This window comes from Candidatus Glassbacteria bacterium (assembly GCA_019456185.1).
Lineage (GTDB): Bacteria > Gemmatimonadota > Glassbacteria > GWA2-58-10 > GWA2-58-10 > JAJRTS01.
Genome location: VRUH01000045.1, coordinates 1 through 25,746, shown reverse-complemented (window position 1 = coordinate 25,746; position 25,746 = coordinate 1). Strand labels below are relative to the sequence as shown.

General features: G+C 57.9%; 24 protein-coding genes and 1 tRNA gene. 12 read left to right on the top strand and 13 right to left on the bottom strand.

What is annotated here, in order from left to right; genetic code table 11:
• The first annotated feature begins 355 nt into the window (after nucleotides 1–355).
• The 4 genes from FVQ81_14010 to flgM all read left to right on the top strand — a co-directional run bounded on the left by FVQ81_14010 (nucleotide 356) and on the right by flgM (nucleotide 4,258).
• Nucleotides 356–1,732, top strand: coding sequence for a glycosyl hydrolase (locus FVQ81_14010; protein ID MBW7997662.1), 1,377 nt, complete (start codon nucleotides 356–358; stop codon nucleotides 1,730–1,732).
• A gap of 150 nt (nucleotides 1,733–1,882) precedes the next feature.
• Entirely contained in the window at nucleotides 1,883–3,052 is a 1,170-nt protein-coding gene (locus FVQ81_14005) for an iron-containing alcohol dehydrogenase (protein ID MBW7997661.1), read from the top strand.
• A 103-nt stretch (nucleotides 3,053–3,155) separates the two neighbouring features.
• Nucleotides 3,156–3,593, top strand: coding sequence for a hypothetical protein (locus tag FVQ81_14000; GenBank protein ID MBW7997660.1), 438 nt, complete (start codon nucleotides 3,156–3,158; stop codon nucleotides 3,591–3,593).
• Between the two features lie 152 nt (nucleotides 3,594–3,745).
• Nucleotides 3,746–4,258, top strand: a complete 513-nt coding sequence (gene flgM / locus FVQ81_13995; protein MBW7997659.1) for a flagellar biosynthesis anti-sigma factor FlgM — start codon at nucleotides 3,746–3,748, stop codon at nucleotides 4,256–4,258.
• A gap of 83 nt (nucleotides 4,259–4,341) precedes the next feature.
• Here flgM and FVQ81_13990 read toward each other — a convergent pair whose 3' ends face one another.
• The 4 genes from FVQ81_13990 to FVQ81_13975 all read right to left on the bottom strand — a co-directional run bounded on the left by FVQ81_13990 (nucleotide 4,342) and on the right by FVQ81_13975 (nucleotide 8,987).
• Nucleotides 4,342–4,746: a hypothetical protein gene (locus tag FVQ81_13990; GenBank protein ID MBW7997658.1), complete on the bottom strand. Its 405-nt coding sequence runs from the start codon at nucleotides 4,744–4,746 to the stop codon at nucleotides 4,342–4,344.
• A 25-nt stretch (nucleotides 4,747–4,771) separates the two neighbouring features.
• On the bottom strand, nucleotides 4,772–6,586 hold the full coding sequence (locus FVQ81_13985; GenBank protein MBW7997657.1) for a carbamoyltransferase: 1,815 nt from the start codon (nucleotides 6,584–6,586) through the stop codon (nucleotides 4,772–4,774).
• Between the two features lie 412 nt (nucleotides 6,587–6,998).
• Complete coding sequence (locus FVQ81_13980) at nucleotides 6,999–7,673, bottom strand: bifunctional 4-hydroxy-2-oxoglutarate aldolase/2-dehydro-3-deoxy-phosphogluconate aldolase (GenBank protein ID MBW7997656.1); 675 nt, start codon at nucleotides 7,671–7,673, stop codon at nucleotides 6,999–7,001.
• A 111-nt stretch (nucleotides 7,674–7,784) separates the two neighbouring features.
• Nucleotides 7,785–8,987: an amidohydrolase gene (locus FVQ81_13975; protein ID MBW7997655.1), complete on the bottom strand. Its 1,203-nt coding sequence runs from the start codon at nucleotides 8,985–8,987 to the stop codon at nucleotides 7,785–7,787.
• Between the two features lie 264 nt (nucleotides 8,988–9,251).
• On the opposite strand from FVQ81_13975, the gene FVQ81_13970 reads away from it, so the two are divergent.
• The gene (locus FVQ81_13970) at nucleotides 9,252–9,440 is read left to right on the top strand and encodes a ferredoxin (GenBank protein MBW7997654.1); all 189 of its coding nucleotides are present in this window, start codon (nucleotides 9,252–9,254) and stop codon (nucleotides 9,438–9,440) included.
• A gap of 224 nt (nucleotides 9,441–9,664) precedes the next feature.
• Nucleotides 9,665–10,180 carry a cob(I)yrinic acid a,c-diamide adenosyltransferase gene (locus FVQ81_13965; GenBank protein ID MBW7997653.1) on the top strand — a complete coding sequence of 172 codons (516 nt, stop codon included), beginning with the start codon at nucleotides 9,665–9,667 and terminating at the stop codon, nucleotides 10,178–10,180.
• Nucleotides 10,181–10,451: 271 nt separating this feature from the next.
• Here FVQ81_13965 and FVQ81_13960 read toward each other — a convergent pair whose 3' ends face one another.
• Both FVQ81_13960 and pdxB read right to left on the bottom strand, forming a co-directional pair.
• Nucleotides 10,452–11,858 carry a hypothetical protein gene (locus FVQ81_13960; GenBank protein ID MBW7997652.1) on the bottom strand — a complete coding sequence of 469 codons (1,407 nt, stop codon included), beginning with the start codon at nucleotides 11,856–11,858 and terminating at the stop codon, nucleotides 10,452–10,454.
• Nucleotides 11,859–12,277: 419 nt separating this feature from the next.
• On the bottom strand, nucleotides 12,278–13,432 hold the full coding sequence (gene pdxB, locus FVQ81_13955) for a 4-phosphoerythronate dehydrogenase PdxB (GenBank protein ID MBW7997651.1): 1,155 nt from the start codon (nucleotides 13,430–13,432) through the stop codon (nucleotides 12,278–12,280).
• 372 nt (nucleotides 13,433–13,804) lie between these two features.
• Here pdxB and gndA point away from each other — a divergent pair, with 372 nt between their 5' ends.
• Complete coding sequence (gene gndA / locus FVQ81_13950; protein MBW7997650.1) at nucleotides 13,805–15,220, top strand: NADP-dependent phosphogluconate dehydrogenase; 1,416 nt, start codon at nucleotides 13,805–13,807, stop codon at nucleotides 15,218–15,220.
• A 193-nt stretch (nucleotides 15,221–15,413) separates the two neighbouring features.
• On the opposite strand, the gene FVQ81_13945 is transcribed toward gndA, so the two are convergent.
• Nucleotides 15,414–16,190, bottom strand: coding sequence for a nucleotidyl transferase AbiEii/AbiGii toxin family protein (locus FVQ81_13945; GenBank protein MBW7997649.1), 777 nt, complete (start codon nucleotides 16,188–16,190; stop codon nucleotides 15,414–15,416).
• Nucleotides 16,191–16,194: 4 nt separating this feature from the next.
• Nucleotides 16,195–16,803, bottom strand: a complete 609-nt coding sequence (locus FVQ81_13940; GenBank protein MBW7997648.1) for a hypothetical protein — start codon at nucleotides 16,801–16,803, stop codon at nucleotides 16,195–16,197.
• A 23-nt stretch (nucleotides 16,804–16,826) separates the two neighbouring features.
• Here FVQ81_13940 and FVQ81_13935 point away from each other — a divergent pair, with 23 nt between their 5' ends.
• From FVQ81_13935 to FVQ81_13925, 3 genes are all read left to right on the top strand, one after another.
• Nucleotides 16,827–19,106 carry an AAA family ATPase gene (locus tag FVQ81_13935; protein ID MBW7997647.1) on the top strand — a complete coding sequence of 760 codons (2,280 nt, stop codon included), beginning with the start codon at nucleotides 16,827–16,829 and terminating at the stop codon, nucleotides 19,104–19,106.
• Between the two features lie 63 nt (nucleotides 19,107–19,169).
• Entirely contained in the window at nucleotides 19,170–20,831 is a 1,662-nt protein-coding gene (locus tag FVQ81_13930) for a sodium:proton exchanger (protein MBW7997646.1), read from the top strand.
• A gap of 84 nt (nucleotides 20,832–20,915) precedes the next feature.
• Nucleotides 20,916–20,992, top strand: a tRNA-Val gene (locus tag FVQ81_13925).
• A gap of 396 nt (nucleotides 20,993–21,388) precedes the next feature.
• Here the strand turns inward: FVQ81_13925 and FVQ81_13920 are convergent.
• The 4 genes from FVQ81_13920 to FVQ81_13905 form a co-directional block, all read right to left on the bottom strand.
• Nucleotides 21,389–21,862: a 4Fe-4S ferredoxin gene (locus FVQ81_13920; protein ID MBW7997645.1), complete on the bottom strand. Its 474-nt coding sequence runs from the start codon at nucleotides 21,860–21,862 to the stop codon at nucleotides 21,389–21,391.
• Between the two features lie 113 nt (nucleotides 21,863–21,975).
• Entirely contained in the window at nucleotides 21,976–22,452 is a 477-nt protein-coding gene (locus FVQ81_13915; protein MBW7997644.1) for an Rrf2 family transcriptional regulator, read from the bottom strand.
• A 221-nt stretch (nucleotides 22,453–22,673) separates the two neighbouring features.
• Complete coding sequence (locus FVQ81_13910) at nucleotides 22,674–23,042, bottom strand: cupin domain-containing protein (protein MBW7997643.1); 369 nt, start codon at nucleotides 23,040–23,042, stop codon at nucleotides 22,674–22,676.
• A 55-nt stretch (nucleotides 23,043–23,097) separates the two neighbouring features.
• Nucleotides 23,098–23,880, bottom strand: coding sequence for a hypothetical protein (locus FVQ81_13905; GenBank protein MBW7997642.1), 783 nt, complete (start codon nucleotides 23,878–23,880; stop codon nucleotides 23,098–23,100).
• Between the two features lie 421 nt (nucleotides 23,881–24,301).
• Between FVQ81_13905 and FVQ81_13900 the strand changes: the two genes are divergently transcribed.
• Nucleotides 24,302–24,616 (top strand): hypothetical protein, encoded by a 315-nt coding sequence (locus FVQ81_13900; protein MBW7997641.1) that lies wholly within the window; start codon nucleotides 24,302–24,304, stop codon nucleotides 24,614–24,616.
• 271 nt (nucleotides 24,617–24,887) lie between these two features.
• Here the strand turns inward: FVQ81_13900 and FVQ81_13895 are convergent, their stop codons facing one another.
• Nucleotides 24,888–25,238 carry a DUF342 domain-containing protein gene (locus tag FVQ81_13895; GenBank protein MBW7997640.1) on the bottom strand — a complete coding sequence of 117 codons (351 nt, stop codon included), beginning with the start codon at nucleotides 25,236–25,238 and terminating at the stop codon, nucleotides 24,888–24,890.
• 67 nt (nucleotides 25,239–25,305) lie between these two features.
• Between FVQ81_13895 and FVQ81_13890 the strand changes: the two genes are divergently transcribed.
• Nucleotides 25,306–25,599: a transposase gene (locus FVQ81_13890; GenBank protein ID MBW7997639.1), complete on the top strand. Its 294-nt coding sequence runs from the start codon at nucleotides 25,306–25,308 to the stop codon at nucleotides 25,597–25,599.
• Nucleotides 25,600–25,746 lie beyond the last annotated feature (147 nt).

The window sequence follows — 25,746 nt, the reverse complement described above, 5'->3', positions numbered from 1 at the left end:
GGCAGCTCGATTTATCTCGACGGTGGCTTCAATCTCAAAAGGCTTTAGCTTGATTTCACTTGCGTCTTTACGTTTTTACAAACTTGCGTGTGCGGAAGAAAGTCTGTTATTTTCCTTCAACCATTTAGCATTCAGGAGTCAGAACTCAGGAGAGGATTAACAGCCGATTGCCAGGGGTCTTTGAACTTCTGACTCTTGTCTTCTGAATACTTAACGCTTAAGATAGCAAATGCTTAAAAGACCGTAATTCTTGTTTATTTGAAAATCGCAAAGGTTTATCAAGATCCACGGAGCGCCCGTGCTTAATATCAGAGTCGATCTCTCCCCGCTGGGCCTGCTGCACAGTCTGGAACGGATGTGGCGGCTTTCGGGTCAGAAAATTCAGGACACCGAAAAAGCCTGGGACCAGGCCGACGGCACCCCCGTGTTCACCGCCGGCGGCAGGTGGACCACCCGCGGCTGGACCGCGTGGACCCAGGGCTTCCGGTTCGGTTCGGCGCTGCTGCACTACGACGCCACCAGCGATGAGGAGTTTCTCAAAATCGGCTTGGAAAACACCCGGCAAAAAATGGCGCTCCACCTGACCCATACCGGCGTCCACGATCACGGCTTCAACAACGTTTCGACCTACGGCAACCTGCTGCGGCTCTGGCACGAAAACCGTCTCCCCGATAAGCTCGGAGGCACCTCCGGAGACCGTCTGTTCTACGAGCTTGCCCTCAAGGTGACCGGCGCGGTGCAGGCGGCCCGCTGGACCGAACTTCCCGGTGACCTGGGCTATATCCCCAGTTTCAACGGGCCTCATTCGCTGTTCGCCAATACGGCGCGCAGCCTGCGCGCCCTGGCTCTCAGCCACGTGCTGGGCCACGCGCTGATGGGCGAAAAAAACCGCAGGATCAACCTGCTCGAACGCCTGCTCCGTCACGCCGAAACCACCGCCCGCTATAACGTCTATTACGGGCAGGGCCGCGACAGCTACGACGTCCGGGGCCGGGTGGCCCACGAGTCGATCTTCAACCTCAACGACGGCTCCTACCACTGCCCCAGCTCCCTGCAGGGGTACTCCCCGTTCACCACCTGGACCCGCGGTCTGGCCTGGATCATGCTCGGCTTCGCCGAACTGCTCGAGTTTTTCGATCTCCTGCCCGAAAGCGAGTTCGACCACGTTACCGCCGGGGAGCTGTGCGGCAGAAAAGTGTTCATCAAGCGCTTTCTCGAGGTGGCCCGCGCCACGGCTGATTTCTATCTGGACAATTCGCCCACCGACGGGGTCCCGTACTGGGATACCGGTGCGCCGGGACTGGCCGGCATGGGCGATTACCTCTCGCGGTCCTCTGATCCCTTCAACGAATACGAACCGGTCGACTCCTCGGCGGCCGCGATTGCAGGGCAGGCGCTGCTGAGGCTGGGAGGCCATCTCTCGGCCAAGGGCGATCCGGGCCAGGGCGGCAAGTATATCGCCGCCGGGCTGACCGTGGCCTCCACGCTGCTCGAAGAGCCTTATCTGTCCACGGACGCCGACCATCACGGGCTGCTGCTGCATTCGATCTATCACCGTCCCGGCGGCTGGGGCCATGTCCCCGCGGGCAGCCCCACTCCGCACGGAGAGTCGTCGATGTGGGGCGATTACCACCTGCGCGAGCTGGCGCTGCTGATCCGCCGGATGGCGATCAAGGCTCCATATTACAGGTTTTTCCCGGACCAGGTGCTGCCGGAAGCGAAAAGTGATTGACCATGGCCGCCGACGAGCCGTTCCGCGCCGAGCCTGCTGGAGGGTGCCAAGGGCCTGCCACTGGCCCGGAAGGGGCTGGAAAGCCGGGAAAAGGGTTGCTGGGTGGAACTCGACGACCTGGAAGACTGAAGAAACCGGGAATTCTGAGATTTGAAGGAACCGATGGAAGGTATCGTACAGGCGTTCAGCCTGCCCCGCTGGATCGAGGCGGAGCCGGGATGCATCAGCAACGCAGGACACTGGGCCGCCAAGTTCGGCAGCCGGGCGATGGTGGTCAGCGGGACGGGCAGCGCCCGCAGGTTCGGCCTGCTGGATAAGATCGAAAACTCGCTGAAAAAAGCCGGGCTCCCGTACGAAATATTCGACCGGGTGGAGCGCGAGCCGGTGCTGGAAACTGCCGAGGAGGGCGCCGGAATCGCCCGCCGGGCCGGCTGTGACGTCGTGATCGGCGTGGGCGGAGGCAGCGCGATGGACGCGGCCAAGCTGATCGCCATGCTGCGCGATAACACCGGTCCGGCCGAGGAATACCAGCTCGGTGAGCGCGACTGGGAGGCCGGCTGCTGTCCCTGGATCGCGATTCCCACCACCGCCGGCACCGGCAGCGAAGCTACCAAGGTCAGCGTGATGAGTAACAAGCGGCTGGGGGTGAAAAAAGCGCTCTACAGCTGGGAGATGGTCTCGACCGTGACGCTGCTGGACGCCGAAGCCTGTGTCAACATGCCGCCTGATTTAACTCGCGACACGGGCCTGGACGCCCTGGGCCAGGCGATCGAGGGCTACCTGTCCACCGGCTCCAACCCAATCACCGCCGCCGCCGCGCTCCGGGCAGTCCGCCTGGTCCACCGCTTCCTGCCCCGCGCCGTTGAGGACGGCGGCGATCTGGAGGCGCGCCACAACATGCTGATCGCAGCCATGCTCGGCGGCGTGGCTATCGATACGGGCGTGGGCCTGGGCCACGAGATGGCGATGGCTGTCGGCAGTTTCAAGGGTCTGAGCCACGGCCTGCTGGTAGGCGTGCTCACCCCGTGGTGCCTGGAACCGAACCTGGGTTACGCCGACTCGAAAATGACCGATCTGGCCGATGCATTCGGCTCTGCCCACGGGGAAGCGGATCTCAAGGCCCGCCGGCTCGTCCAGCTCGTCCGCGATTTCCAGCAGCAAGTCGGCTGCCCGGCCACCCTGGGTGAACTGGGCGTGAGCGAGGAGGAGATCGGCCCGATCCTTGAAGCCAGCAAGCTGAGCACCGATATCGGCACAAACCCCTGTCCCCTGGATGATGAAATCCGCGCCGGCGCGCTGGCGGCGGCAATCGGCGGCTGAAATCGCATTTTGGGCCTGTAATACCCGTTCCGGCTCGAATCTTGCATTATTTCAGGGCGAAACCAAGCGATTCTGACCGAAAACGGGAGCGGCGGAGCGGGCATTGAGCGGGAAACAGAGTGCAGAGCTTGACGAACTCCTGAGCCGCCAACTGGCCTGTCTGAAGAAATACGGCGAGCTGGTGGAGCGCCAGCGGACACTGATCGAACGGCAGGATTACGAGGGTCTGCTGGCCGTACTGGCGAAAAAGGAGAAAGTAATCGCCAGGATGGGCGACCCCGCGCGCCTGAAAGAGCTGGCAGTCGAAAAATCCTCTGCCGGACAGAAGCAGCGGGAGCAAACCGGCCGCCTGTTCGAGGAATTGATCGCCAAACTGGATTTTTTTGCCGCTGCCGAGTCTGAAAGTATGGAAAAGGCCTCCGGCCTCAAGGCAGAACTTGCCGCTAACATTTTCGCCCTGCGCAAGGGTAAGCGCATGCTGCGTAAATACTCCCATGCTCCGATGGCCGGAAAAGCCCGGTTTAAGGACATCAAGGGCTGAAAACGGGGGCTTAAAGAAATCCGGCTTTCAGGCCGATATTGATATTGGAACAGACAACCTGTATACTATCTATGGACAGATAGTTCAGACCCGCGCTTTCCACCACGGATCGATGAAGCGTGCGGGTGGATTCGCCCCAAAGGACGATACTGATGAAAATAGATCATCTCCTGCAGCGAACCAAGGCCCAGGACCCCAAGAAAAACCAGCAGCTGGAGAACGCCGGCAAGGAAACCGCCGAGGGTAACAAGGCCGCCGGCAAGGACGAGACGCTTAAGGTCGATACGGTCACGATCAGCGACCAGGCCCGCAGTCTCCAGCGCACCCAGACAGAGCTGAAAACGTTCAAGGACGGCCTGGAAACCCTGGAGAGCCGCCAGGAGCGTATCGAGTTTATCAAAAACCAGATCGCCAACGGTACGTACAAAGTCGACGATAAGCTGATCGAGGGCACGGCCGAGGCCATTCTAAAGAGCGGCGCGCTGGGCGACCTGGTCAACGCCGAGCACCCGCTGGCGCGCGCCAGGCTGGCCGAAGCCGGCACCCTGGAATCCGACCCCGACAAGCTGGCCCGGGTCAGGCAGCGGATAGAATCCGGTTTCTACAACTCCGATGAGGTAACCGACACGATTGCGGAGCGGATGCTGGAAGACCTGCTGAACTGAACCGGCGCTGCGGACAGACTAGCGAAAAATGAAAGCCGCGGCCCGGATGCCGTGGCTTTTTCATTATTGTTCAAGGAAACCTGTTAAAAGTGCTTCTCGCTGCGCACCGGGTCATACTCTTTATGCTCCCGCTCGATCCAGTAGCTGTCCCTGTCTTTGTCGAACCCCACTGCCAGCGGACGTTTACCGAACAGGCGCAGTAACCAGCCGACCGGCATCAGCACCAGGTAAAACATCAGTACGAGAATTACGCGGGTATTGAACCAGGCCGCCCCTGCGGCGAATTTCATCCAGCCGCGGCAGGGCCAGGCCAGCAGCCCCGGCGCAACCAGTCCGCCCAGCAGCAGCAGGCTGCCCAGGGTGGCCGTTACTTTCAGCGCGTTCGGGAAATCCTTCCACCAGAAAAACGCGGTGATAATAAGGAACGCGATCCCCACGCTGATCCCGAATTTGCGGTAATCCTTGCTGCTTTCCACCGGTTTCGCCACTGCTCCTCCTCCACTGCCCGCCCGCTCAGTCGGGCACGATCGATTCTTTCCAGTCGTCCTTTTCCGGCCACTCCGGCTGCTCGGTCTTATCCAGCAGGATGTTGCCCAGCACGAGGTAGTCCATGTTGGTGCGCATGAAACAGCGGTACGCGTGCTCGGGGCTCATCACGATCGGCTCGCCGCGCACGTTGAACGAGGTGTTGATTATCACCGGGCAGCCCGTGCGCTCCTTGAACGCCCGAATGATATCGTAGTAGGGCTTGTTGTGATCTCCGTCCACGGTCTGAATCCGCGCGGAGTTGTCCACGTGGGTGATAGCCGGGACCACCGAGCGGACCTCGTTGACCCTGGCCAGGCCCTCGGCCCCGCCCTGTCCGCCGCCATTGACCAGCTTGTCCCCGCGCACATCGGCGGTGATCAGCATGTACGGACTGACCGTATCGATCTCGAAAAACTCGCCCGCGTCCTCGGCCAGCACCGATGGGGCGAACGGGCGGAAACTCTCGCGGAACTTGATTTTGAGGTTCATGATCCGCTGCATTTTCGGCGAGCGGGCGTCCCCGATAATGCTCCGGGCCCCCAATGCCCGCGGCCCGAACTCCATCCGGCCCTGGAACAGACCCACCACTTTATCGCTGTCGATCAGCTCGGCGATCCGGCCCGGCATGTCGCCGGCGGCGAGCCGGTGATACGGGAACGAGTTCTGATCCAGGCAGGCGGTTATCTCGCTCTCGCTGTACTCGGGCCCCAGGTAACTTCCCCGCTGGCTGTCTGTTTCGCCGGGCGCCTGACGGGGGTTATCCAAGTAGCGGTGCCAGGTGAACAGCGCCGCGCCCAGCGCCCCGCCGGCATCGCCGCTGGCCGGCTGGATCCAGACATTCCCGAACGGTCCCTCGCGCAGGATCCGGCCGTTGGCCACGCAGTTCAGGCTCACGCCGCCGGCCAGACAGAGGTCGGTCAGGCCTGTCTGCCGATGCGCAAACCGGGCCAGCCGGAGCATGATCTCCTCGGTTACCGCCTGGGCGCTGCGGGCGATATCCATCTCGCGCCTGGTGATCTCGGTTTCCGGCCTGCGCGGCGGCCCCTCGAACAGCCGGTCGAACTTCTCGCTGGTCATCCGCAGGCCGACCAGGAAATCGAAATAGTCGAGGTTGAGACGGAACGAGCCGTCCTCTTTCAGGTCCAGCAGGTTGTCCATGATCCGGTCGACATAGACCGGCTCCCCGTAGGGCGCCAGGCCCATCATCTTGTACTCGCCGCTGTTGACCCGGAAACCGGTGAAATAGGTAAACGCCGAGTAGAACAGTCCCAGCGAATGGGGAAAATGCTGCTCGAACAGCATCTCGATAGTGTTGCCGCCGCCGGCGGCCACCGTGGTGCTGGCCCACTCGCCCACGCCATCGACAGTCAGTACGGCGGCCTGCTCGAACGGGGAGGGATAAAAGGCGCTGGCCACGTGGCTTTCGTGGTGCTCGGGGAAAATAATCCTGCCCTCGTAGCCCAGTTCCCGCTTGATTGTCTCGCCCAGGAACAGTTTCTGCTTGAGCCACATCGGGATCGCCTGCAGGAAAGAACTGATTCCGCGCCCGGGAAAGCTGAGATAAGTCTCCAGAATCCGCTCGAACTTGAGAAACGGCTTGTCGTAGAACGCCACGTAGTCCAGCTCTTCGACCTCGATCCCGGCCTCGCTCAGACAATACTCCACCGCATTGGCGGGAAAGGAGAAATCGTGTTTGACGCGGGTGAAGCGCTCCTCCTGGGCGGCGGCCAGTATTTCGCCGTCGCGGAGAATAGCCGCGGCGCTGTCGTGGTAGTAGGCCGATATTCCCAGCACGTACATCAGTGAAACGCTCCGGCAGTTAGAACAGGGTGTAAATAAACGGGCTCAGCGCCGCGCCCTCGGTAAACACGATCAGCGCGCTCAGCAGCAGCAGAAAGGCGATAATCGGGGTCAGCCACCATTTCTTGTTGTAGCGCATGAACTCCCAAAGTTCGACCAGCATGCTCAGTTTGGACATCTGGATGCTCCCTTGCAGGCTTTAATTGTAAATTTTCCGCCTGATTCCAGCAGATAAACTAATCTTTCAGGCATTAACCGGCAACAAGGATTGACCGGGAAATCTGCAAATAGACTGCCAAGGCGCCGGGCCGTATAAAAGCAGAATCCCGCTCCCGTAACTATTTTAACGGGAGCGGGATTAATAAGCAATTCAAGATGATACCGACGCCATCGTCCCACTCAAAGGGCAGCCTCAATTGCCGCGGGCCTTTTTGACCAGTTCGATCGCTTTAGCCACGTTGGCCGCGATCTTGTCCCATTCGCCGGCGGCGACCGCATCCCTGGTGATCAGCTTGCTGCCTATCCCCAGGCACACGCAGCCGGCGCCGATCCACGCGCCGATACTCTCCTCGGTGACGTCCACTCCGCCGGTAGGCATGATACTGGTCCAGGGCATCGGCCCCTTGATCGCCATCACAAACGCCGGGCCGCCAACCTGGCTGCCGGGGAAAATCTTGATAATCTCGCAGCCCATCTCCTCGGCTGCGCTGACCTCGCTGGCCGAGCCGCACCCCGGACTGTAGGCCACCTTGCGGCGGTTGCAGACCCTGGCCACCTCGGGGTTGAACACCGGTCCGACCACGAAACCTGCCCCGGCATTAATATAGATACTGGCCGTGCCGGGATCGACTACGCTGCCCACTCCCAGGATCACGTCGGGAAGCTCGCTGGTGAACCGGCTGTGCAGTTGGCTGAAAATCTCGAACGCGTGGTCGCCGCGGTTGGTGAACTCGATACAGCGCGCTCCGCCCTTGCGGCAGGCGCGGACGATATCGGCCGCCAGTTCCACGTCCGCGTTATAAAACACCGGGATCACGCCGGCGGCAACCATGTTGTTGAGCACGTCAAGCCTTTGAAATCTGGCCATCTCGCTATCCTTCCTTCAATTATTTACCGCATAGTTGATAACTAGTGGTATTTCAGCAGGTTGGGAACAGAAAATCTAATATCAATATCCGGTTCGCGCCACCGTTTTGCTTCAGCCCGAGGGCGCCAGGCGGCGCAGCGCGCAAAGGGAAAACACCGCGGCTCCTCGCCACAGTACGCTCTCATCGATCCGGAACTCCGGATTGTGGTGAATACTGTGGATACCCTCGGCCGGGTTACTGCCGCCGAGGCCGAAAAAGCATCCCGGCGCGCGCTCCATGAACAGCGATACGTCCTCGCCGCCCAGCGAGGGCTCAGTTATCTCGACAACGTCGTCCCGGCCCAGGATTTCCACCGCCGCATCACGCACCCTGCCGCAAATTACGCTGTCGCCTATTACCGCCGGCGCTCCCGGGAAAAACTCGTAGCTGTGGCTGCAGCCGTGCGCCGCGGCAACCCCGGCGATCACCTCGCCGATCCGTCCGCGCAGATGGTCGCGCACGGCCTGGTCCAGGGTGCGCACGGTTCCCCGCGCGGCCACCTCGGTGGGAATGATATTCCGCGCCTGCCCCCCCTCGATCCGGCCGACCGTGACCACGGCGGCGGCGGTCGGCCGGATCGAGCGGCCCACCAGGGTGTGCAGCTGGACAACCGCCGCGCTGGCGGCCAGGACAGGGTCCGCGCTCTGGTGCGGATACGCGCCGTGGCTGCCGACGGCTTTCATGCTGAAATTGAACGCGTCGGCCGCGGCCATGACCGCCCGGTCGCTTACGCCCACCTGTCCGGTGCCCAGCTCGTTCCAGATTCCCCCGATATGCAGGCCGATTACGGCCTCCACCCGCGGGTTCTCCAGCGCCCCGGCCTCGATCATCCGCCGCGCGCCGTCCATGCACTCCTCGCCCGGCTGGAAGATGAACTTGACCGTCCCCGCCAGCTTGTCCCTGTGCCGGATCAGGTATTCGGCAGCTCCCAGGGCTATCGCGGTGTGGGCGTCGTGGCCGCAGGCGTGCATCCTGCCGGGCCGGGTGGAACTGTATTCCGCGCCGGTCGCTTCCTCGATCTCCAGCGCGTCCATGTCCGCCCGCACCGCCAGCACGGGGCCACGCCCGGCCGTACCCTCCACCAGCGCCACCACTCCGGTTCCGTCGTAGCCCGCCTGCAGCGGTACGCCGAATTCAGCCAGGCGCTGGCGGACGTAGTTTTCCGTATCGGGCAGCTCGATCCCGATTTCGGGAATGCGGTGAAGGTCCCGCCGCCAGGCCACGATCCGCTCGTTCATCGTCAGGCAATCATCCCGCACACTCGCAGCGTCCATCCCTGCTTCCTCTCAAGAACCTGACTGCCGCCCCGGCTCAACCGGAAAGAGCGGCGCAACGAAAGAAACAAACGGGTACTAATTATACCTGCGCGCCGCGCAGCGAGCAACGGAAAAGTAAGTTTTTTTCTATCGCTATAATTACCATATCGTTACGGTACGCCCGCTCCGAATAACTCGCATTTTCAGCCATTCCATTTTATTTTTAGGGCGATTGAAACGTAAAACCGCTTCATGCCATAAAAATGCAGCCAGGAGGACGTGATGAAAGCGACGGTGGATGCGGAACTGTGCACCGGCTGCGCCCTGTGCCCGGATATCAGCCCGGACGTGTTCGAGATGGACGGCGAGTTGGCGAAAGCCAGGGTCGATTCAGTGCCGGCCGGGGCCGAGGACGACACCCGCGAGGCGGACGAAAGCTGCCCGGTGGAAGCGATCGAAATCATCGAGTGAAAGTCCCGACAGCCCCAGATTGTGTGAGCGGAATGAGACACCCCGTCCCGGTATGCCGCGGACACCCCTTTCCGAGAGGTGAACTTTCACTGCAGCGGCCCGGAAGGAACCCTTCCGGGCTTAATTATTGCCGGCCCGTTTCCCTGTTGCCCCGCCGGGACGGCGCGGTTATTTTCCGGTGCAAACCGTGACTGTGTTTCCAGTCCAGCTAAAGGAGCCAGGCGATGGCAGAGAAGGGTACGGTGATCCTGATTACGGGCGACGGCAAGGGTAAAACCACCTCCGGACTGGGCCAGGTTTTCCGCTCGCTGGGCTACGGCTGGAAAATCTGTTTCCTGCAGTTCATCAAGGGGAAATGGCCTACCGGGGAGAAAACACTGGCCAAAAAATTCGAGGACCAGTTGCTGTTCAAGTCACTGGGCAAGGGATTCACCTGGGAGGGCGAGCTCAGCGAGCACGTGAAAGCCAACCGCGAAGCTTTCGAGTACGCCAGGGAAGAAGTCAACAGCGGCAAATGGAACCTGGTGGTGCTCGATGAGCTGACCTACCTGGTGCGCTACGAGATAATCAGCGAGCAGGAGGTGATCGACCTGATCCGCAACCGGCCGCCGGAGCTGCACCTGATGATCACCGGGCGGGGGGCCACCCAGGGGCTTATCGACGAGTGCGACATCGTCAGCGAGGTAAAACCGGTCAAGCACCCGGAGGACCGCGAGGCGGTCAAAGGGATCGAGTACTGATCGCCGGTAGTGCTTGCTAGCCGTGATCGCATACGAAATACAAAACAGGGATTGTATGCAAAATCCCCCTGTAGATTTCCAGTAAGGGCTGTAGGGGCGGACCCATGTGTCCGCCCGGGCGCACACGCGGGTGCGCCCCTACACGCAACTCGTTAGGAGAGTAAAACCATAAAACGCCATCCGCTGTGCGAAAAAGCTTGAGACTGAAAATTCCCCTTTAATAAAGGGGGTGCCCCGACAAATCGGGGGCGGGGGTAGTCCAGCCATAAAACTAGAACATCGTCGGAATCTTGACCAGCGCGAAATAGCCGAATACCAGCGCGCTGAGTGCCAGCAGTGAAATCAATACGCGGCCCGGCCGCAGGACAGCCGCCGCCTCGCTGCTCAGCATCCGGGGCAGGACCACCACAAGCGCGTAGATGATTATTACCGCCTGCAGGGGGACGAGCACCAGGCCGTCCAGCACAGCTCCAACCTTGAGCAGGCCCACCGGATTGACCCCGAACGTGTTGATTATCAGCATGTTGGTCACCAGGAAAACGAGCACGAACAGGCGCCGCACCCGGTGCGGCGCGTAACGGCCGCTCAGCGAGGGAAACAGCACGCGAAGGCAGTCGGCCATGATCCGCGGCCAGCCGGCGAACTGGCAGAGGTTGGTGCTGACCATCGCGGCCACGCCGGCGACCAGGAACAGAATCCCGCCCGTGGAGCCCCAGAACTGACTGAACACCTCGGAGAGCTGGATCGCAAGCTGTGGGCCGTCCGGGGCCAACTGCATCCGGCCCAGCACGCCCGCTCCGGCCACCACGAAACAGGCGGTCACGCCGCTGCCGATCAGCAGCGCTGTGGTGGCGTCCACATTCACCACCCGGCACCAGCCCTTGATCCGCTGCGCGGTTTCGCCGTCCATCTCCCGCAGCATGGCCTCGTCGACCCGGACCCCGAACCCCGTGTTGGCCGCCTGGCCGTAGCCGCTCTCGAGCACCCAGTACGAGTACCACACCTGGCTGGCGAACCCGCCCGCGGCCCAGCCCAGCACCGGCAGCAACTCGGCCCAGACATTGCTGGTGGCGGCCCCCGAGTCGAGCGCCCACCGAGGTATCTCGGGCAAGCGGAAACCGAACAGCCCGGCCAGCAGTTCTCCGGCTCCCGGAGCCACTTTGACCGCCACGTAGATCACCCCTACCACCATCACCAGCACCAGCACACTGGCGATATACTTGATCGGCTCGAACTTGTCTCCCCAGACCAAGGCCACGCAGAACAGGGTAACCCCCCAGCCCAGCATCACCTGGTTCAGCGGCACGAGGGCGTGGATAAACGCCGCCGCCGATGACGCCAGCGCGCCGATACTGACCGCCGCCGCGCAGAACTGGCCCACCAGCACGATCCAGACCGCCCAGTTGCGGGGCCCCGGCACCCGGCTGAACATGTCGATCATCCCCTCGCCGGTGGTGGTCGTATAACGCGCCCCGGCCAGACCGATCACGTACTTGAGGAATATCGCCATCATCGGCGCCCAGAGAATCGCCACGCCCAGCACCGCGCCCAGCCGCGTGCACAGTATCACCTCGCCGCTGCCGATATACTCGCCCGCCCACACCAGCCCCGGCCCCACCATCGCCAGCACAGCCATGCCTTTCGGCGGCGCTTTGATCTGAGATCGAGCGTGGTCCATGTCCTGGTCTCCAGTCTAGTGTTGTGTCCCGGAAGTATATGTAATATTTCGACGGGCTGATAATGGTTCGATCAACTCAAGCTGAAATCCCTCCTGGTCCCCCTTTGGCAAAGGGGAGTGTCTGCGTAGCAGGCGGGAGTTGTTATCCCCCTTTCGAAAAGGGGGATCGAGGGGGATTTATCATCCGCTTTTTTTCCTACATTATTTGCCGGACACCACACTAGAACCTGTTTCTTAACTTCTGAATTACATGGAAGGCAGGTCGGGGCGGGTTTGAAACCCGCCCCGACGGCGGTTATTTTTAAAACAAATAACCTGTTCTCCTATTTTTTATGATGCTTTACACTCATATCATTCCCATTTGGGGGTTATGATACAACCTCCAGCATTGTCAGGAATGCGTTATGAATTTTCGATGTTCATGCAGTCTCAACCGTAAAATCCAGCCCGGCCAGCACGGGCGCGAGACTCTTCAGTCCCGGACCCAGCCGCACAGTGCGGCTGGCGAACTCCCGGCGCACGGGGTAGCTCCTGCGCAATCGGTCGAAATGTTTTGCACGGGCATCCTTCGGCAGATCAAATATCCCACGCAGGTTCCTGTCATCGGCTGCAATATCGTAGCTTTCCAGCACTGCTTTCGCCAGAAGGTCTTGGGCGTCATCCATCCTGCCGGTAAGCTCGATCAGCGGGTTTTCCGGCGCGGGCAGCAGGCCCTCGGGCGTCCACACCGGCTCCACGCCGAAATGGCGGCAGGCGGCCTCGTAGATCATCCGCGTCCCCCGCGCCTTGCCATCGAACGAGTAGCCCGCGATATGCGGCGTGGCCAGATCGACTTTCCTCAGCAGGTCCAGCGGAATCTCCGGCTCGCCCTCCCAGACATCGAGCACCACCGCACCGAGCTTTCCCGAACCGATAGCGGCAAGCAAAGCAAAAGAATCGGCCACCGCGCCGCGGCTGGTGTTGAGCAGAACAGCTCCCGGCCCAAGACTGGCCAGCAGGGATTGATTAACCAGGTGATAGGTGGGATACTTCCCGGCCTTCTCCAGCGGGACGTGGACCGTGACAATATCCGAGCGCTCCAGTAACTCATCCAAGGGGCGGTATTTGGAGTCCCCGGTCTGGTCCGCCAGCGGAGGGTCGTTGAGCACCACTTCCAGCCCCAGCGCGCGGGCGCGGCTCTCCAGCCGGCTGCCGACATTGCCCACTCCGACAATTCCCAGCACCTTGCCCGCCAGCGTGAACCCCTTACGCCCGGCCAACTCGAACAGGGCGGCGATCACGTACTCGGCCACGCTGATCGCGTTGCAGCCCGGCGCGCTGGCGAATTTTATGCCTTCCCGTCCAAGGTACTCCGTATCAACGTGATCCGTGCCGATCGTCGCTGTCCCGACAAATTTTACCGCTGAACCGCTCAGCAGGCTGCTATCCACGCGTGTCACCGAGCGCACGGCCAGGCAGTCGACGGTTCGCAACAGCTCCGCGTTCATCAGGCGTCCGGGCGCCAGGTTTACCTCGCCCAGGTTCGAGAACGCCTCCGCGGCGAACGGCATGTTCTCATCGGCAATAATCCGCACTTCTTTGCCTTTCGATTGTTTACATTATCTTTCGGTTGCTTTTTCCTTGATAACCGAACGGCGGCTTTTTATATTGCACGTCCTCAATTTACAACTCTCAGCACGAAATGTGAGTAAAAAAACCGGTAGCGGGGGCGTTGTAAAAAGCTTTCAACGCCCATAGTGAAAGATATTGTTGCGTTGGCTCTCAAGGGCAAGACAAGCCGTTTCCACTGCAACTCTATGAAATAGATTGGTTTACGAGCCTTATGCGCTTTTGCCTCAATTTGAACCTCATACCGGCGGAAACGGCCCTTGACAGCCATCTTGACATGAACTTTCAGTAAATCAACAAACTGTTAGTAAAACACCTTTAAGCTGAGGGGAGCGACGATGGATAAGTGCCAATACGGGCTAATCGGGCTGGCGGTGATGGGCGAGAACCTGGTGCTCAATATCGAGCGTAACGGCTACAGCGTGGCCGTGTTCAACCGCACCACCGAGAAGACCAGGAACTTCGCCGCGGGCGGGGCCAAAGGCAAGAACATCAAGCCCTGCTACACGATGGAAGAGTTCGTGACCGGCCTGGAGCGGCCCCGCAAGATCATCATCATGGTCAAGGCCGGCTGGCCGGTGGACTCGATGATCGACAGTATCAAGCCGTATCTGGACGAGGGCGACATCATTATCGACGGCGGCAACAGCCATTTCCCCGACACCGAGCGCCGCTCGGTGGACCTGCCCAAGGAGGGTTTCCGCTTTATCGGCACCGGCGTCTCGGGCGGCGAGTACGGTGCGCTGTGGGGCCCGTCTATCATGCCCGGCGGACCGCGTGACGCTTACGACGAAGTCGAGCAGATGCTGACCGACATCTCCGCCAAGGCCGAGGGCGAGCCTTGTGTGAGCTACCTGGGGCCGCGCGGAGCGGGCCACTACGTCAAAATGGTGCACAACGGGATCGAGTACGGCGACATGGAACTGATTGTCGAAAGCTACGACATCCTCAAGCGCACGCTGAACCTCTCCAACGAGCGGTTCCACGAGATTTTCGACGAGTGGAACAAGGGCGAGCTCGACAGTTACCTGATCGAGATCACCCGCGATATCTTCCGCAAAGTCGACCCCGAGACCGGCAAGCACGTGATCGACCTGATCCTCGACAAGGCCGGCCAGAAAGGCACCGGCAAGTGGACCAGCCAGAGCGCTCTGGACCTGGGCAGCCCCACCCCGACAATCAACAGCGCGGTGGAAAGCCGGATTATCAGCGCCTACAAGGACGAGCGGGTGGCGGCCAGCAAGATCCTGGGCGGTCCCGAGGTCAGCTACAGCGGCGACCCGGACAAGCTGATCGACGCGGTCGGTCAGGCGCTCTACGCCTCCAAGATCTGCAGCTACGCCCAGGGGATGAGCCTGCTGCGCACGGCCAGCGACGAGTACGACTACGACCTGGACCTGAAAGAGTGCGCCCGGATCTGGCGCGGCGGCTGCATTATCCGCGCCCGGTTCCTGAACCTGATCACCGACGCGTTCAAGCGCAACCCGAGCTTGCCGAACCTGCTGGTGGACGATTTCTTCAAGGGCGAGGTCCAGAGCCGTCAGGAGGCCTGGCGCTTCGTGGTCAAAACAGCGGTAGAGAACGGGATTCCGGCCCTGGCGATGAGCAGCTCGCTGGCCTACTACGACGCCTACCGTTCCGAGCGCCTGCCGGCCAACTTGATCCAGGCCCAGCGCGACTATTTCGGCGCCCACACCTACGAGCGGGTGGACAAGGAAGGCTGGTTCCACACCGAGTGGATGCCGGAGAAGTAGTTTTGCAGGATTCCCTACATGATGTGAAAAAGGCCCCGGTAAAACGGGGCCTTTTTGTTTGTACTTAGTGGAAATGTTGAAGCGAGGTTGTATTTCTTCCCCTTGGAGTAGATGTCGAAAAACTGGTCCAGGTTTTGTTGCTGCGACGTAGAAGCATCAGCTTTGCAGACCTACAGAAACAAGAAAATATCTGTTAAAATTGCTGCCGGATGAATTCGCGGAAAAGAAAGACTTTGTTACTATCTTTGGGATTAAATAGAAAAGGTTCCACATCTTGTGCCAATGACTTAAAATCCATGTTTTTAGTTTTTTCAAGCAATGATATTTTAAGCTGCTTCTGCTCCTTAATATCAAGGTTTTTCTCCAAATAGTCGAAATTCGGCCTGGCGCCGATACCGTACAGGAAGACGATGTCGAAAAAATCACGCCCCTTGGCGCGCTTACGTCCCACGGCGGCAAAGATTTTCTGCGCCAGCAAGATGTCCCGCGGCACGGCATTGATTTGTGTAAACACCTCAAACTTGTTCAGGATCGGTTTATCCGGCCTGTAGTCAAAATTCTGGGGCACGGTGTCCACCTGGATCAGGATTTTTTGCTCTGGCTGGTGGGCAAGCCCCGTGTCGAAAAGCAACCTGGGAATACGAATTTTAAGGCGGTAGGCGGACTCGGTCTTTGAGTCAATTTCCACCTCCAGTCCTTCCAGTTCCAGATATTTTTTGATTTCATCGCCTAGGTCAACGAATTCATCCGCCTTCAGATCGAAGTTGTCGAAGTCCAGGTCTTCAGAAAAACGGCTACCGTTATGTATTATCCGCAGGGCCGTGCCGCCAAGGAAAGCCAGTTTTTGCCCAGATGCGCTGTTGAAAATGCTGTCCAAGATTTTGTACTGCAAATACTCCTTGAGCAGACTTTCTGGAAAATTGCGCAGGCTTGCCGGGTATTGTTCCAGTATTTGTTCGAGGCTAAGCATCATTTTAAACCGTGTTCAAAAAGGTTTCCGCCCTGCGTTGCAACGCTTTGAAGCCAAAAGCCGAAGCGAGCTTACGAAATCTTTGCGGCTCGACCTGCTCGCAAAACTGATCGCTGTTAATCCGCATGCTGCGAAAATCATCCGCCGTCTGCATGGATGGCGTAAGATACAAATAGTCCAAAACGGCCTTTTCAGGCTCGGCAATTAGGACACGTCGCTTGCCCAACTCAACAAGACGATAACCGAAAAAGAGGGCGGGCTTCAAGTGCCGATAACTGAAATTACCCACCGGCGTGGCGAACTTCGCGGTCTTCTTGGTGGTAACCGAGGTTAGCTGAAAGATTTCCTCGGGTATCAGGCCATAGTATTTGAGAGCCGTCTCCAGAGAAAGATACGAGGGATTGTAAATCTTATTAGCCGCATAAAACAGGAATTGCTGATCAATTTGCTGTTGAGATAGGGTATAATAACCCTGCCTGATCTTTCGTAGGTAATCCTTCTTAGCCCAGCGGTCCAGTTGCCGGGAAGAGAAACCGGGAACGGCCTTGCGGATGTCCTGCAAGGAGAAAAGTGGGAAGCGGGAGAGTCGTTTTTGGAAATCGAGAATGTTCATAATGTTTCCTCAAACGGACATAAATGTCCTTTTACGGAAATATAATATCAAATGTTGCTTGGAAAAGCAACCATAATCCGGTGGGAGATTACTATGTCTCTGCACCCTTCTACCGAGTTCCGTCTTTTGCATTCCGCCTTCCCTCTCCCCCCTCTCCTGTTATATTACCATCACCAACTAAACTACGAGAACAAATGCCCTCACCACTCGACAATCTCAACCCCGACCAGCGCGCCGCGGTCACCAGCGAAGAGCCCCGCCTGCTGGTGCTGGCCGGAGCGGGCAGCGGCAAAACACTGGTGCTGGTGCGGAGAATCCTGCACCTGGTGCTGGACAAGGGAGTGGACCCCGCCGGGGTGCTGGCGGTCACTTTCACCCGCAACGCCGCGCGCCAGATGAAACAGCGGCTGGTTGAACAGGCCGAAACTTGCGCCGGGGCCGAGGCCGCCGCGCGGATGAGCCGCGCCACTGTGCGCACGTTCCACTCCCTGGGCTACCTCCTGCTGCGCCGTCACTGGCGAGCGCTGTTCGACCGTCCCGTGCGCCTTGTGACCGACACCCCGGTAACCGGCGGCGAACAGGAGGAAACCGGCCGCCGGACCACCAAGGGCGAACTGCTGCGCAAGGCGATCGAAACGCTCTACCCCGACCCCTCGTTCCGGGTCGAGTTCAAGCGTCACCTCTGGGACTATGTCACTTCCAGCGATGAGGCCGACCGGTTCAGTCTCGGTTCCGACCCCCGCCGCCGCCGGTTTGTCACCCTTGGCGGCGAGAGCGTGCGCTCATACGCCGAGCGCGAAGTGGCCAATCTCCTCCACGACCGGGGGATCGCCTACCGCTACGACAAGCCTGCGCCCTGGGGCGGAATCGCGTTCCGGCCTGATTTCCACCTTCCCGGGCACAAGGCATACATCGAGGTCTGGGAGTTCGCCCCCGGCGGCGGCCGGACCGAACGCAGGAGCCGGGTGGAGGCCTACCGGGCCAACGGCGCTCGCCTGATCGAAATCTGGCGCGAGGAGCTGCTCGATTTCCCCAAGCTGGTCCGCCGGCTGGGTGAGGAACTTCCCGGCGCCCTCGACACTCCCGGTCCGCCCGGCGACCTGAGCCGGCTGGACAGCGAACACGCGGGCTACCCCGAGGCGATCGCCAGTTTCCTGGGCCTGGCCGAGGAAGTGCTGGACAAGATCAAGACCCATTATATCGACACGGAAACCCTGGCCGCCAAGGCACAGAAGATCGACAACCCGCACACCCGCGTGTTCTACAGCCTGTTCCTGCAAATCTACGGGCAGTACGACAGGCTGCTGCAGCGAGACGGCGCCCTGGATTTCAACGACCTGATTTCCCAGGCCGTGCGTCTGCTGCGCGAACACCCGGAAATCCGCGAGCGCTACCGCAAGCGCTGGCCTGTGGTGCTGGTGGATGAGTACCAGGATGTCAACACGCCGCAGGTGGAACTGCTTAAGGAACTCGTGGGTCATGATAATTCGCTGACCTGCGTGGGCGACGACTGGCAGTCGATCTACGGGTTCCGGGGGGCCGAGGTGGAACATATTCTCTCGTTCGAGCGCGACTGGCCGGATGCGGAGGTCCAATCGCTGCGGGTCAACTACCGTAACAGCGCTCCGGTTGTCGAGCTGGCCAACCTCTCGATCCGCCGCTGCCGCTCGTTCCGCGAGAAACCCTCGCTGGCCCTGCGCCGGGGCAGTTCCCCCGTTGTGCTGCACCGCGCGGGGCGGCTCAGCTCCGACGGGGCCGGGTGGGTGCAGCGGCGGATCGAGGAACTGGTGGAGAGCGGTGAATTCCGGCCCGAGGAGATCCTGATCCTTTACCGCAAGAACTCCAACTGGCGGCTGCTCTCGGAGCGGATCGGGGCGCTGGGCCTGCCCGTGCGTCACGACACGATCCACGGAGCCAAAGGCCTCGAGGCCCGGGTGGTGTTCCTCTGGGCGGTGGTCGGCGGGAGAGCGGGGTTCCCGGGACGGATGCGAGGCAATCGGGTGCTGAGCGTACTTGCCAGAGAGCAGGGAGTTCGCCGGCTGGATGAGGAGCGGCGGATATTCTATGTCGGCCTGACCCGCGCCCTGGAGCGGCTGTACGTGGTGACAGAGGAGCATAACCTGTCGGCATTCCTCAAATCTCTCCCCGATTCTCCGTTTCAGGCGGCTCATTCACAGACTGCCTGGCGCGACGACCTGGAGCGGCCGTGCGACAACTGCGGCGCAGCCCTGGAGGCGGACTGGCGGTTCTGCCCGTCGTGTTTCGCGGGCCTGGCTGGTGATGATTCCCGCTCTGGCGATTAAGGGAATATATCATCATATTCAGGTGAACCCGGTTTTGATCCTTTGCTTAGCGGGAGTGACCCGATGCCCGATGCCTGGCTGTGGCTGCTGGATATCCTGATCCTGCTCGGCGCGGCTCTTGCGCTGGGCACGCTGGCCGAGGTCCTCCGGCAGAATTCGATAGTGGGCTACCTGCTGGCCGGGATGCTGGTCGGGCCCAACGCCCTGGGCCTGGTGGCCAGCCACGATGAAGTCCACTTTATCGCCGAGTTGGGCGTAACGCTCCTGCTGTTCTCGATCGGGCTCGAGTTCAGCTTCAAGCGCCTGCTTAAACTCGGTCCGATAACGTATGTCGGCGGTACGGCCCAGGTGGTGCTGACCACGTTGGCCGGCTGGGGGCTGGCCTCGGCGCTGGGGCTGGCCTGGCGTCCCGCGCTGGTGATAGGCATGATGGTTGCGCTTTCGAGTACGGCCAGCGTGGTCCGCCTGCTGGTGGACACCACCCGGATCGACAGTCCTTACGGCCGTAACGCGCTGGGAATCCTGCTGTTGCAGGACATCGCGGTAGTTCCTCTCGTGATTTTGACCCTGGCGCTCGGCGGGGAGAACACACCCGCCCAGTCGCTGTTCCTGCTGGGCCGCACGGTCGTGCTTTCTGCTTTGACATTCGGCGTGTTTCTGCTGCTGTTCAACCTGCTGGTCCCGAAACTGCTGCATCTCAGCAGTCTCGCCCGTAACCGCGACCTTCCCGTGCTGCTGGCCGTGGTGATGGCGCTCGGGGCCGCCTGGGCCGCCCATTCGGTGGGCCTGAGTCCTTCGTTCGGCGCATTCCTGGCCGGTCTGCTGCTGGCAGAAAGCCCGTTTGCCGCGCAGATCAGGAGCGATGTGGCCCCGTTGCGCACCCTGCTGGTCACTCTTTTTTTCGCGGCTGTCGGGATGCTGGTCAATCCGTCCTGGATCGCGGTGAATCCGGCTCCGGTGGCCCTGACCGTGGTGTTGATCGTTATCCTGAAACCGGCCCTGATCCATGTTATCACGCGGCTGCTCGGTTTCGGCACCGGCACCTCGCTGGCCACCGGTCTCTGTCTGGGGCAGGTTGGTGAATTTTCGTTCGTGCTGGCGACAACAGCTCTCGGCGCGGGGGTGATCGATAACGATCTGTTCCGCCTTGTGGTCTCGGTGACCGTGATCAGTCTGCTGGTAACTCCCTATCTGGTGAGAATCGCACCGCGGGCATCGGGCTGGGCCGAAAACCTGCGGCCGCTCTTCGGCTCCGGTGCAGGACCGGCGGCAACCGACTCAAGCCGGGTTGAATTCGGTCAGATCCCCGACCGGGCGGTAATAATAATCGGGTTCGGGCCAGCCGGCCAGCAGGCCGCCGAGCGCCTGCTGCCTGTCATGCGCGGGAGACTAGCGGTTGTGGATTACAATCCCGACAACAGCGACTGGGCGCATTCGCTGGGAATACCGTTTGTCATCGGCGACGCCCGCCGTCGAGAGCTGCTGGAACACCTCCATCTCGAAAGAGCCGAGGCCTTAATCGTAACCGTCCCGGACCAGGACGCCGTGCGGCAGATAATCCACCTGGTTAAATCGACAGCTCCCGAACTGCGGCTGCTGGTGCGGGCGCGGTATCACATTTTCAAGTGGGAACTCGTGGTGGCGGGAGCGGAAGTGGTGGTGGACGAGGAAGCTCAGGTAGGAATCCGTCTGGCCGAGGAGTTTCTGGAGGGCGCCTGCACCTAACGTAACAACTCCGCTGAGGTTAGGCGGATCGAACAGCGAAAATTGACAAGCGTGCGGGGCCGTGTTAGATTACCGTCACGCAGAGGGCGATTAGCTCAGGTGGTTAGAGTGCTTGCTTGACATGCAAGAAGTCACTGGTTCGAATCCAGTATCGCCCACCATATTTTCCAAGCAGTTACGGGCTTTTATGGTCCCACTCGGCAACAACTCATCGCCTTAAATGGACCAGTTTTGACCCGTCAGAGCCCTCCGGGACTACCTCCCGGGGGGCTTTCTTCATAGCCAGAATTTCCAATCACCCCTCCTTTCTCCACCGTTTCCGCTCCTCTCTCGGCCGTATCGGTGTCTGGGCTTCGAATATCTCCACCGGCACCGACTTGTCCGGGGCGTAGCGGGTGGTTACCGTGCGGCGGCTGTGCCCCAGGGCCTCGGCGATATCCTCCTGGCTGCCCCCCCCCCCGGCGGCTGGCATAAATCTACTTTTTAACCTGTTCAAGAGTTAATGTCGACAACCTGAAAACACCTCCCCTTCATATTCGGTAAAAAACAATTATGGATCAACTGGCCCAAGCCTCTTCGATGATCTCTCCCTGGATTCCCACCACTACGTATTTAATAGGCACTTTACGCTCGGCCTGCTGAGCCGCCTGCTGGGCCAGAGACAGGAGGCCCTTGCAGCAGGGCACCTGCATGATCATCACTGTCAGGGTGTTGATCTTGGCTTCATCGTACCAGGCTTTGATCTTTTCTAGGTAAACATCCTGTCCTTCGTCCAATTTGGGGCAGGCAATGGCCAGGACCTTGTCTTTAAGGTAATCAGGGTGGTAATTGCCCATGGCGAAGGCCACGCAATCGGCGGTGAGAAGAACATCGGCGGCCTGGAAATACGGGGCGGTCGGACTAAGCAGATGTAACTGGATCGGCCACTGTCTCAACTCCGATTTCACCTTCGCAGTCACCTGAGCTTCATCGGTTTTCTGCTGTTCTCTGAAATCGAACATCCCTGATCCGGGGCATTCCTCGAAAGCCATGGTATTCTCCTTTGTTGTAGTGCGGTCGTTCAGACCGCATTGGGTTTTAACCGGTTTCCACTGTGTGTGATGCTATTCCTGCGATTTTTCTTCGGGCTTGCCTATCCGTTCCCTTATTTTGTTGCAGCAAGCTCACCGACCGACGGCTTGATATCGGCCATCATACAAGTGACTCTGCTCTGAACGTCTTCATCCGGAGCCGGCTTGGCTATCAGATCAGCCAGGGACCAGCGGGACAGCACCTCGACAGTTTCCTGGTGAACCTCTTGCATCGCGCGGTGGAAAGCGCAGACTTTATCGATATCTTCGCTTCTCTGGCAGTAATCTCCGGTTACCCGCCCCTGGCAGGCTTCAATTATTTCCAGGAGCGTGAATGAAGATGTCGGCCTGCTGAAAGTCACTCCACCGAGTACTCCACGGTGGGAGACCAGAATGTCCGCCTTTACCAGAAGAGCGGTTATTTTTGAAAGATAGGTCGGCGAAATACCAAGATGGCCGGCAATCCTGCGAGGCGAAACCGGATCGTTGCCACCATACAGACCCAGAAAAATTAGAGTTTTGATCCCTATCTGAGTCGTTTTATTAAGCATCCGTCAAGTGCCCTGATCTTTGGGAATTTTTAAAAGAAGATAACGTAGATAAGATATATCTTATTTATCTATCCTTGTCAAGTAAGAAGCAATTTTTTTCTTACCCCCTTACCAAGACCGGGCAGTTTTATCAAAAGGTGGTTTGAAATCAAATAAAAAAAGAAAGGTTCAGGTAAGTTCTGCTGCAAAAAGGACCGGCAGAGACTGGCTTGTTTTTACACTTACTCGAACTTTCCCAGCGAGATTTTTTCCCGCACTTCCCTGTGATCGGCTTCTGTGGGAGGAGGCTGGACCAGATGCAGGACAGTCAGTTCGGTCAGAGCTTTAATCCCTCTTTTTGTACCTTTAGGAACAATAACCAGATCATTCTCTTTGACAGTCATTCTCTGGTCACCGGCCACGATCTCCGCTTGCCCTTCGATGATAAAAAAGACCACATCCACACCTGGGGTATGCACGGGAATAAACTGCAGCGGCTTGAAATATGCCACAATCACCTTGATTTGATCCGACTGATAGATTCCGACAGGATTAAATTTTTTCTCATCAAAGGATTTCAGCTCCAGGGCATTTTTCTTAACTATTGGCATTTATTCGCACTCCTGAAAAGGTGGAATTGCGTTGCATTTCATCGGAAGAGTAGCCTTAACCTGCAAATCTCTCTTCGAGTTCCCGAACGAATTTTTCGTACTTTTCAGGCGTATCGCCGAAGGCCAGGTCGACCTCATTGAATCGAGAAAAAAGCTGTCCCACCTGAGAGGTGGAAAGATTTCTGTCCATCCAGGGATAGAGAATTTCATCTTCCTTTTTTATGTGTTCGCTAAGAAGTTCTCTATACGCGGACAAGTTTTCTTTAACCCCCTCCGCATCTTTGTTATCAAGAGCTTCCAAAACTGCTCTCACATAAGACCTGGCTTTATCATGGTCTATAAGCATCGTTTGAATAATATCCAACTTTTCGTCGAAATTCTTGAAGAGTATGTTTTCCTCCTTGGCGTGATGGTATTTATCTGCATAGTTGCGGATATAATCGACAAGGTCTCGGATAATTTCGCGATCCTCCTCTGCAACAATCACAGAAGCTTCTGTTATCCTCGGTATCAGGGCTATTAGTCTTTTAATCAATTTATGTTCATCGGCGAGTTTTTTTATTGGTGGTGAGTACTTTATTTTTTTCGATACTTGCCGGCTTTTTTTAATTATTTGAGGAAGTTCAATTTCCCTGTCCGGGTAGATCGCCTTGGCGATTCTTGTCAGTAGAGTACGCTCTTCCTCTTCTGAAAGGTTATGGATCTCAACAATGTCTTTCAGTAAACAGTCTCCAACATTACAAGGTGCGCAACCGACATCATAATCATTCAAGATGTCTTCTATGGCTGGAAACTGATTTATAACTTCTTTGATACTTTTATTTAAGTATACCTGCATTTCTGTCTCCTTCTCTATTTTGATTGTCCAGGTTCTTCGTTTAACAACAACGCGGTTCTTTTTGTAACAATAAATGCTCAAAACAAGCCGGGAATTATATCCAGTTAAGCCAAAATGCACCAGTTCGAACGAAACAAACCACCAACACTGCGACCGTAATAGAGAACAATCCTGATCGGATCTTTAGAAGAACCATGCAGCTCAATGGGAACCGGAATGATATTGCTACAATATAATGAACACTTTGGATGAGGGGGGTAATTTTTAGTGCAAGATCAATGAGAGCAATGTGAAAAATTTCAATAATGCATTTAGGCGGTGAGCCATGTGCAAGATGAAGGGCGTACGAGTAGTGCAATCTAAGTACAATACGTATTACCTCCATGTTACAAATCCGACAGGACTAAGAAGGCGGATTTCGGTGGGTTCGGAGGAAAGGTATGCTTATCGCAGGGCTAACCAGTTTGAGGGCCTTTTGTTAAATGGTCAAGACCCAGAAAGAGAATTGCAGCGAATCAAGCAGGAAGAAAAAGCAAAGCAGATCACGTTGAAGGAATTCTTCCCAGAGTATCTGCAGCGGCATGGACCCCATTTGAGCGAGAAGACAAAGGAGCATTACAGATATAGGTATAAGATGATTTCGAAATGCCATGAAATCCTAAGATTGTCCATTGGTCCATATTACAAAAAGGATGGTCCTGGACTACCTGACGCCCCGGCAGTACCGGGCATCTGAGCCAAACCTAACTCCAAATCCTAACATTATGACTTGTACATGAATGGGGGCAAACTCACATGATCCTGGCCCTTAGGCGAGAGACCAGGCATAGACTGCTAAGCTTCATTCGGCTACGCCTCCACTGGTGGTTGGCAGTCTAAGAACATCGGGAAAACCCTCTCTTAGCAAATGGGCTAAAGTTGTCCAACTTGTTCTGACGGGGTACAATGCTGGATAATTTGCACCACAGCCATTAGCCTCTTGCAAACGCAAAGGGAGTTTTAAATTATTAAACCTTTTCTAAATCAGCGGCCACTAATTCCTCCTCAGTAGACATATATTTGAAATAGACGTATATCCAGGACTCCATAACGGTAATGCTTTTATCATATATGGTAATCGACGTCCGTGGATACACTGTACCGGTGATTTTTACCACAGCATTTTGCAACTCATGAATTTTGCCCTCCAATTCCTTAATTTGATCCATGAAATGCTTTCTATGCTTTTCTTTCCTGGTTTTTAATCCGTTCAATTTATCTAAACTGGCTTCCTGATCTTCGGGCAGCCCTTTTTTAATGAGTTTTAGTCTTACAAGCCTCTCGAGAGTGTGATCAATCTGTGTTATCTCTTCCTCCAACTGATATTGCTACAATATAGTGGACACCTCTAGAACTCAAATTAACTTGAGGTCAGGAGGTGTATCGATGAGATCGAGCAAGAAGAGATATGATGCGGAGTTCAAGCGGGAAACAGTTCGACTGGCGGATAATTCCGAGAAGGGTGACAGTACGATTGAACGGGAGCTGGGGTTATATCAGGGAGCGATCAGAACCTGGCGTAAGGCATTACGTTCTGATCCTGTGGATGCATTTCCCGGCACTGGTCATATGAAGCCTGCCGAAGAGGAGATGCGCAGTCTGCGGCGAGAGCTGGAGGAAGTTCGGCAGGAGCGAGACATCTTAAAAAAAGCAATGGCCATCTTCACGAGAGACCGGTAGCGGTTCGTTATCGGTTTGTTTCCGAGCACCGCACGAATTGGAGTGTGGCGAAGATGTGCCGGATTTTGGAAGTGTCTCGGAGTGGATATTATGCATGGTTCAGGCGACCTCTCAGCCAGCGGGAATTGGACACACAACGGCTGGATC

Coding starts and splice junctions, on each gene's coding strand:
- FVQ81_13935 (MBW7997647.1), top strand. CDS start 16,827: ATGTCCTTTTACGGAAATATAATATCAAATGTTGCTTGGAAAAGCAAC.
- FVQ81_14010 (MBW7997662.1), top strand. CDS start 356: ATGTGGCGGCTTTCGGGTCAGAAAATTCAGGACACCGAAAAAGCCTGG.
- FVQ81_13915 (MBW7997644.1), bottom strand. CDS start 22,452: ATGCTTAATAAAACGACTCAGATAGGGATCAAAACTCTAATTTTTCTG.
- FVQ81_13920 (MBW7997645.1), bottom strand. CDS start 21,862: ATGGCTTTCGAGGAATGCCCCGGATCAGGGATGTTCGATTTCAGAGAA.
- FVQ81_13985 (MBW7997657.1), bottom strand. CDS start 6,586: ATGTACGTGCTGGGAATATCGGCCTACTACCACGACAGCGCCGCGGCT.
- FVQ81_13910 (MBW7997643.1), bottom strand. CDS start 23,042: ATGCCAATAGTTAAGAAAAATGCCCTGGAGCTGAAATCCTTTGATGAG.
- gndA (MBW7997650.1), top strand. CDS start 13,805: ATGGATAAGTGCCAATACGGGCTAATCGGGCTGGCGGTGATGGGCGAG.
- FVQ81_13905 (MBW7997642.1), bottom strand. CDS start 23,880: ATGCAGGTATACTTAAATAAAAGTATCAAAGAAGTTATAAATCAGTTT.
- FVQ81_13975 (MBW7997655.1), bottom strand. CDS start 8,987: ATGGACGCTGCGAGTGTGCGGGATGATTGCCTGACGATGAACGAGCGG.
- FVQ81_13965 (MBW7997653.1), top strand. CDS start 9,665: ATGGCAGAGAAGGGTACGGTGATCCTGATTACGGGCGACGGCAAGGGT.
- flgM (MBW7997659.1), top strand. CDS start 3,746: ATGAAAATAGATCATCTCCTGCAGCGAACCAAGGCCCAGGACCCCAAG.
- FVQ81_13970 (MBW7997654.1), top strand. CDS start 9,252: ATGAAAGCGACGGTGGATGCGGAACTGTGCACCGGCTGCGCCCTGTGC.
- FVQ81_13940 (MBW7997648.1), bottom strand. CDS start 16,803: ATGAACATTCTCGATTTCCAAAAACGACTCTCCCGCTTCCCACTTTTC.
- FVQ81_13960 (MBW7997652.1), bottom strand. CDS start 11,858: ATGGACCACGCTCGATCTCAGATCAAAGCGCCGCCGAAAGGCATGGCT.
- FVQ81_13930 (MBW7997646.1), top strand. CDS start 19,170: ATGCCCGATGCCTGGCTGTGGCTGCTGGATATCCTGATCCTGCTCGGC.
- FVQ81_13980 (MBW7997656.1), bottom strand. CDS start 7,673: ATGGCCAGATTTCAAAGGCTTGACGTGCTCAACAACATGGTTGCCGCC.
- FVQ81_13945 (MBW7997649.1), bottom strand. CDS start 16,190: ATGCTTAGCCTCGAACAAATACTGGAACAATACCCGGCAAGCCTGCGC.
- FVQ81_13890 (MBW7997639.1), top strand. CDS start 25,306: ATGAGATCGAGCAAGAAGAGATATGATGCGGAGTTCAAGCGGGAAACA.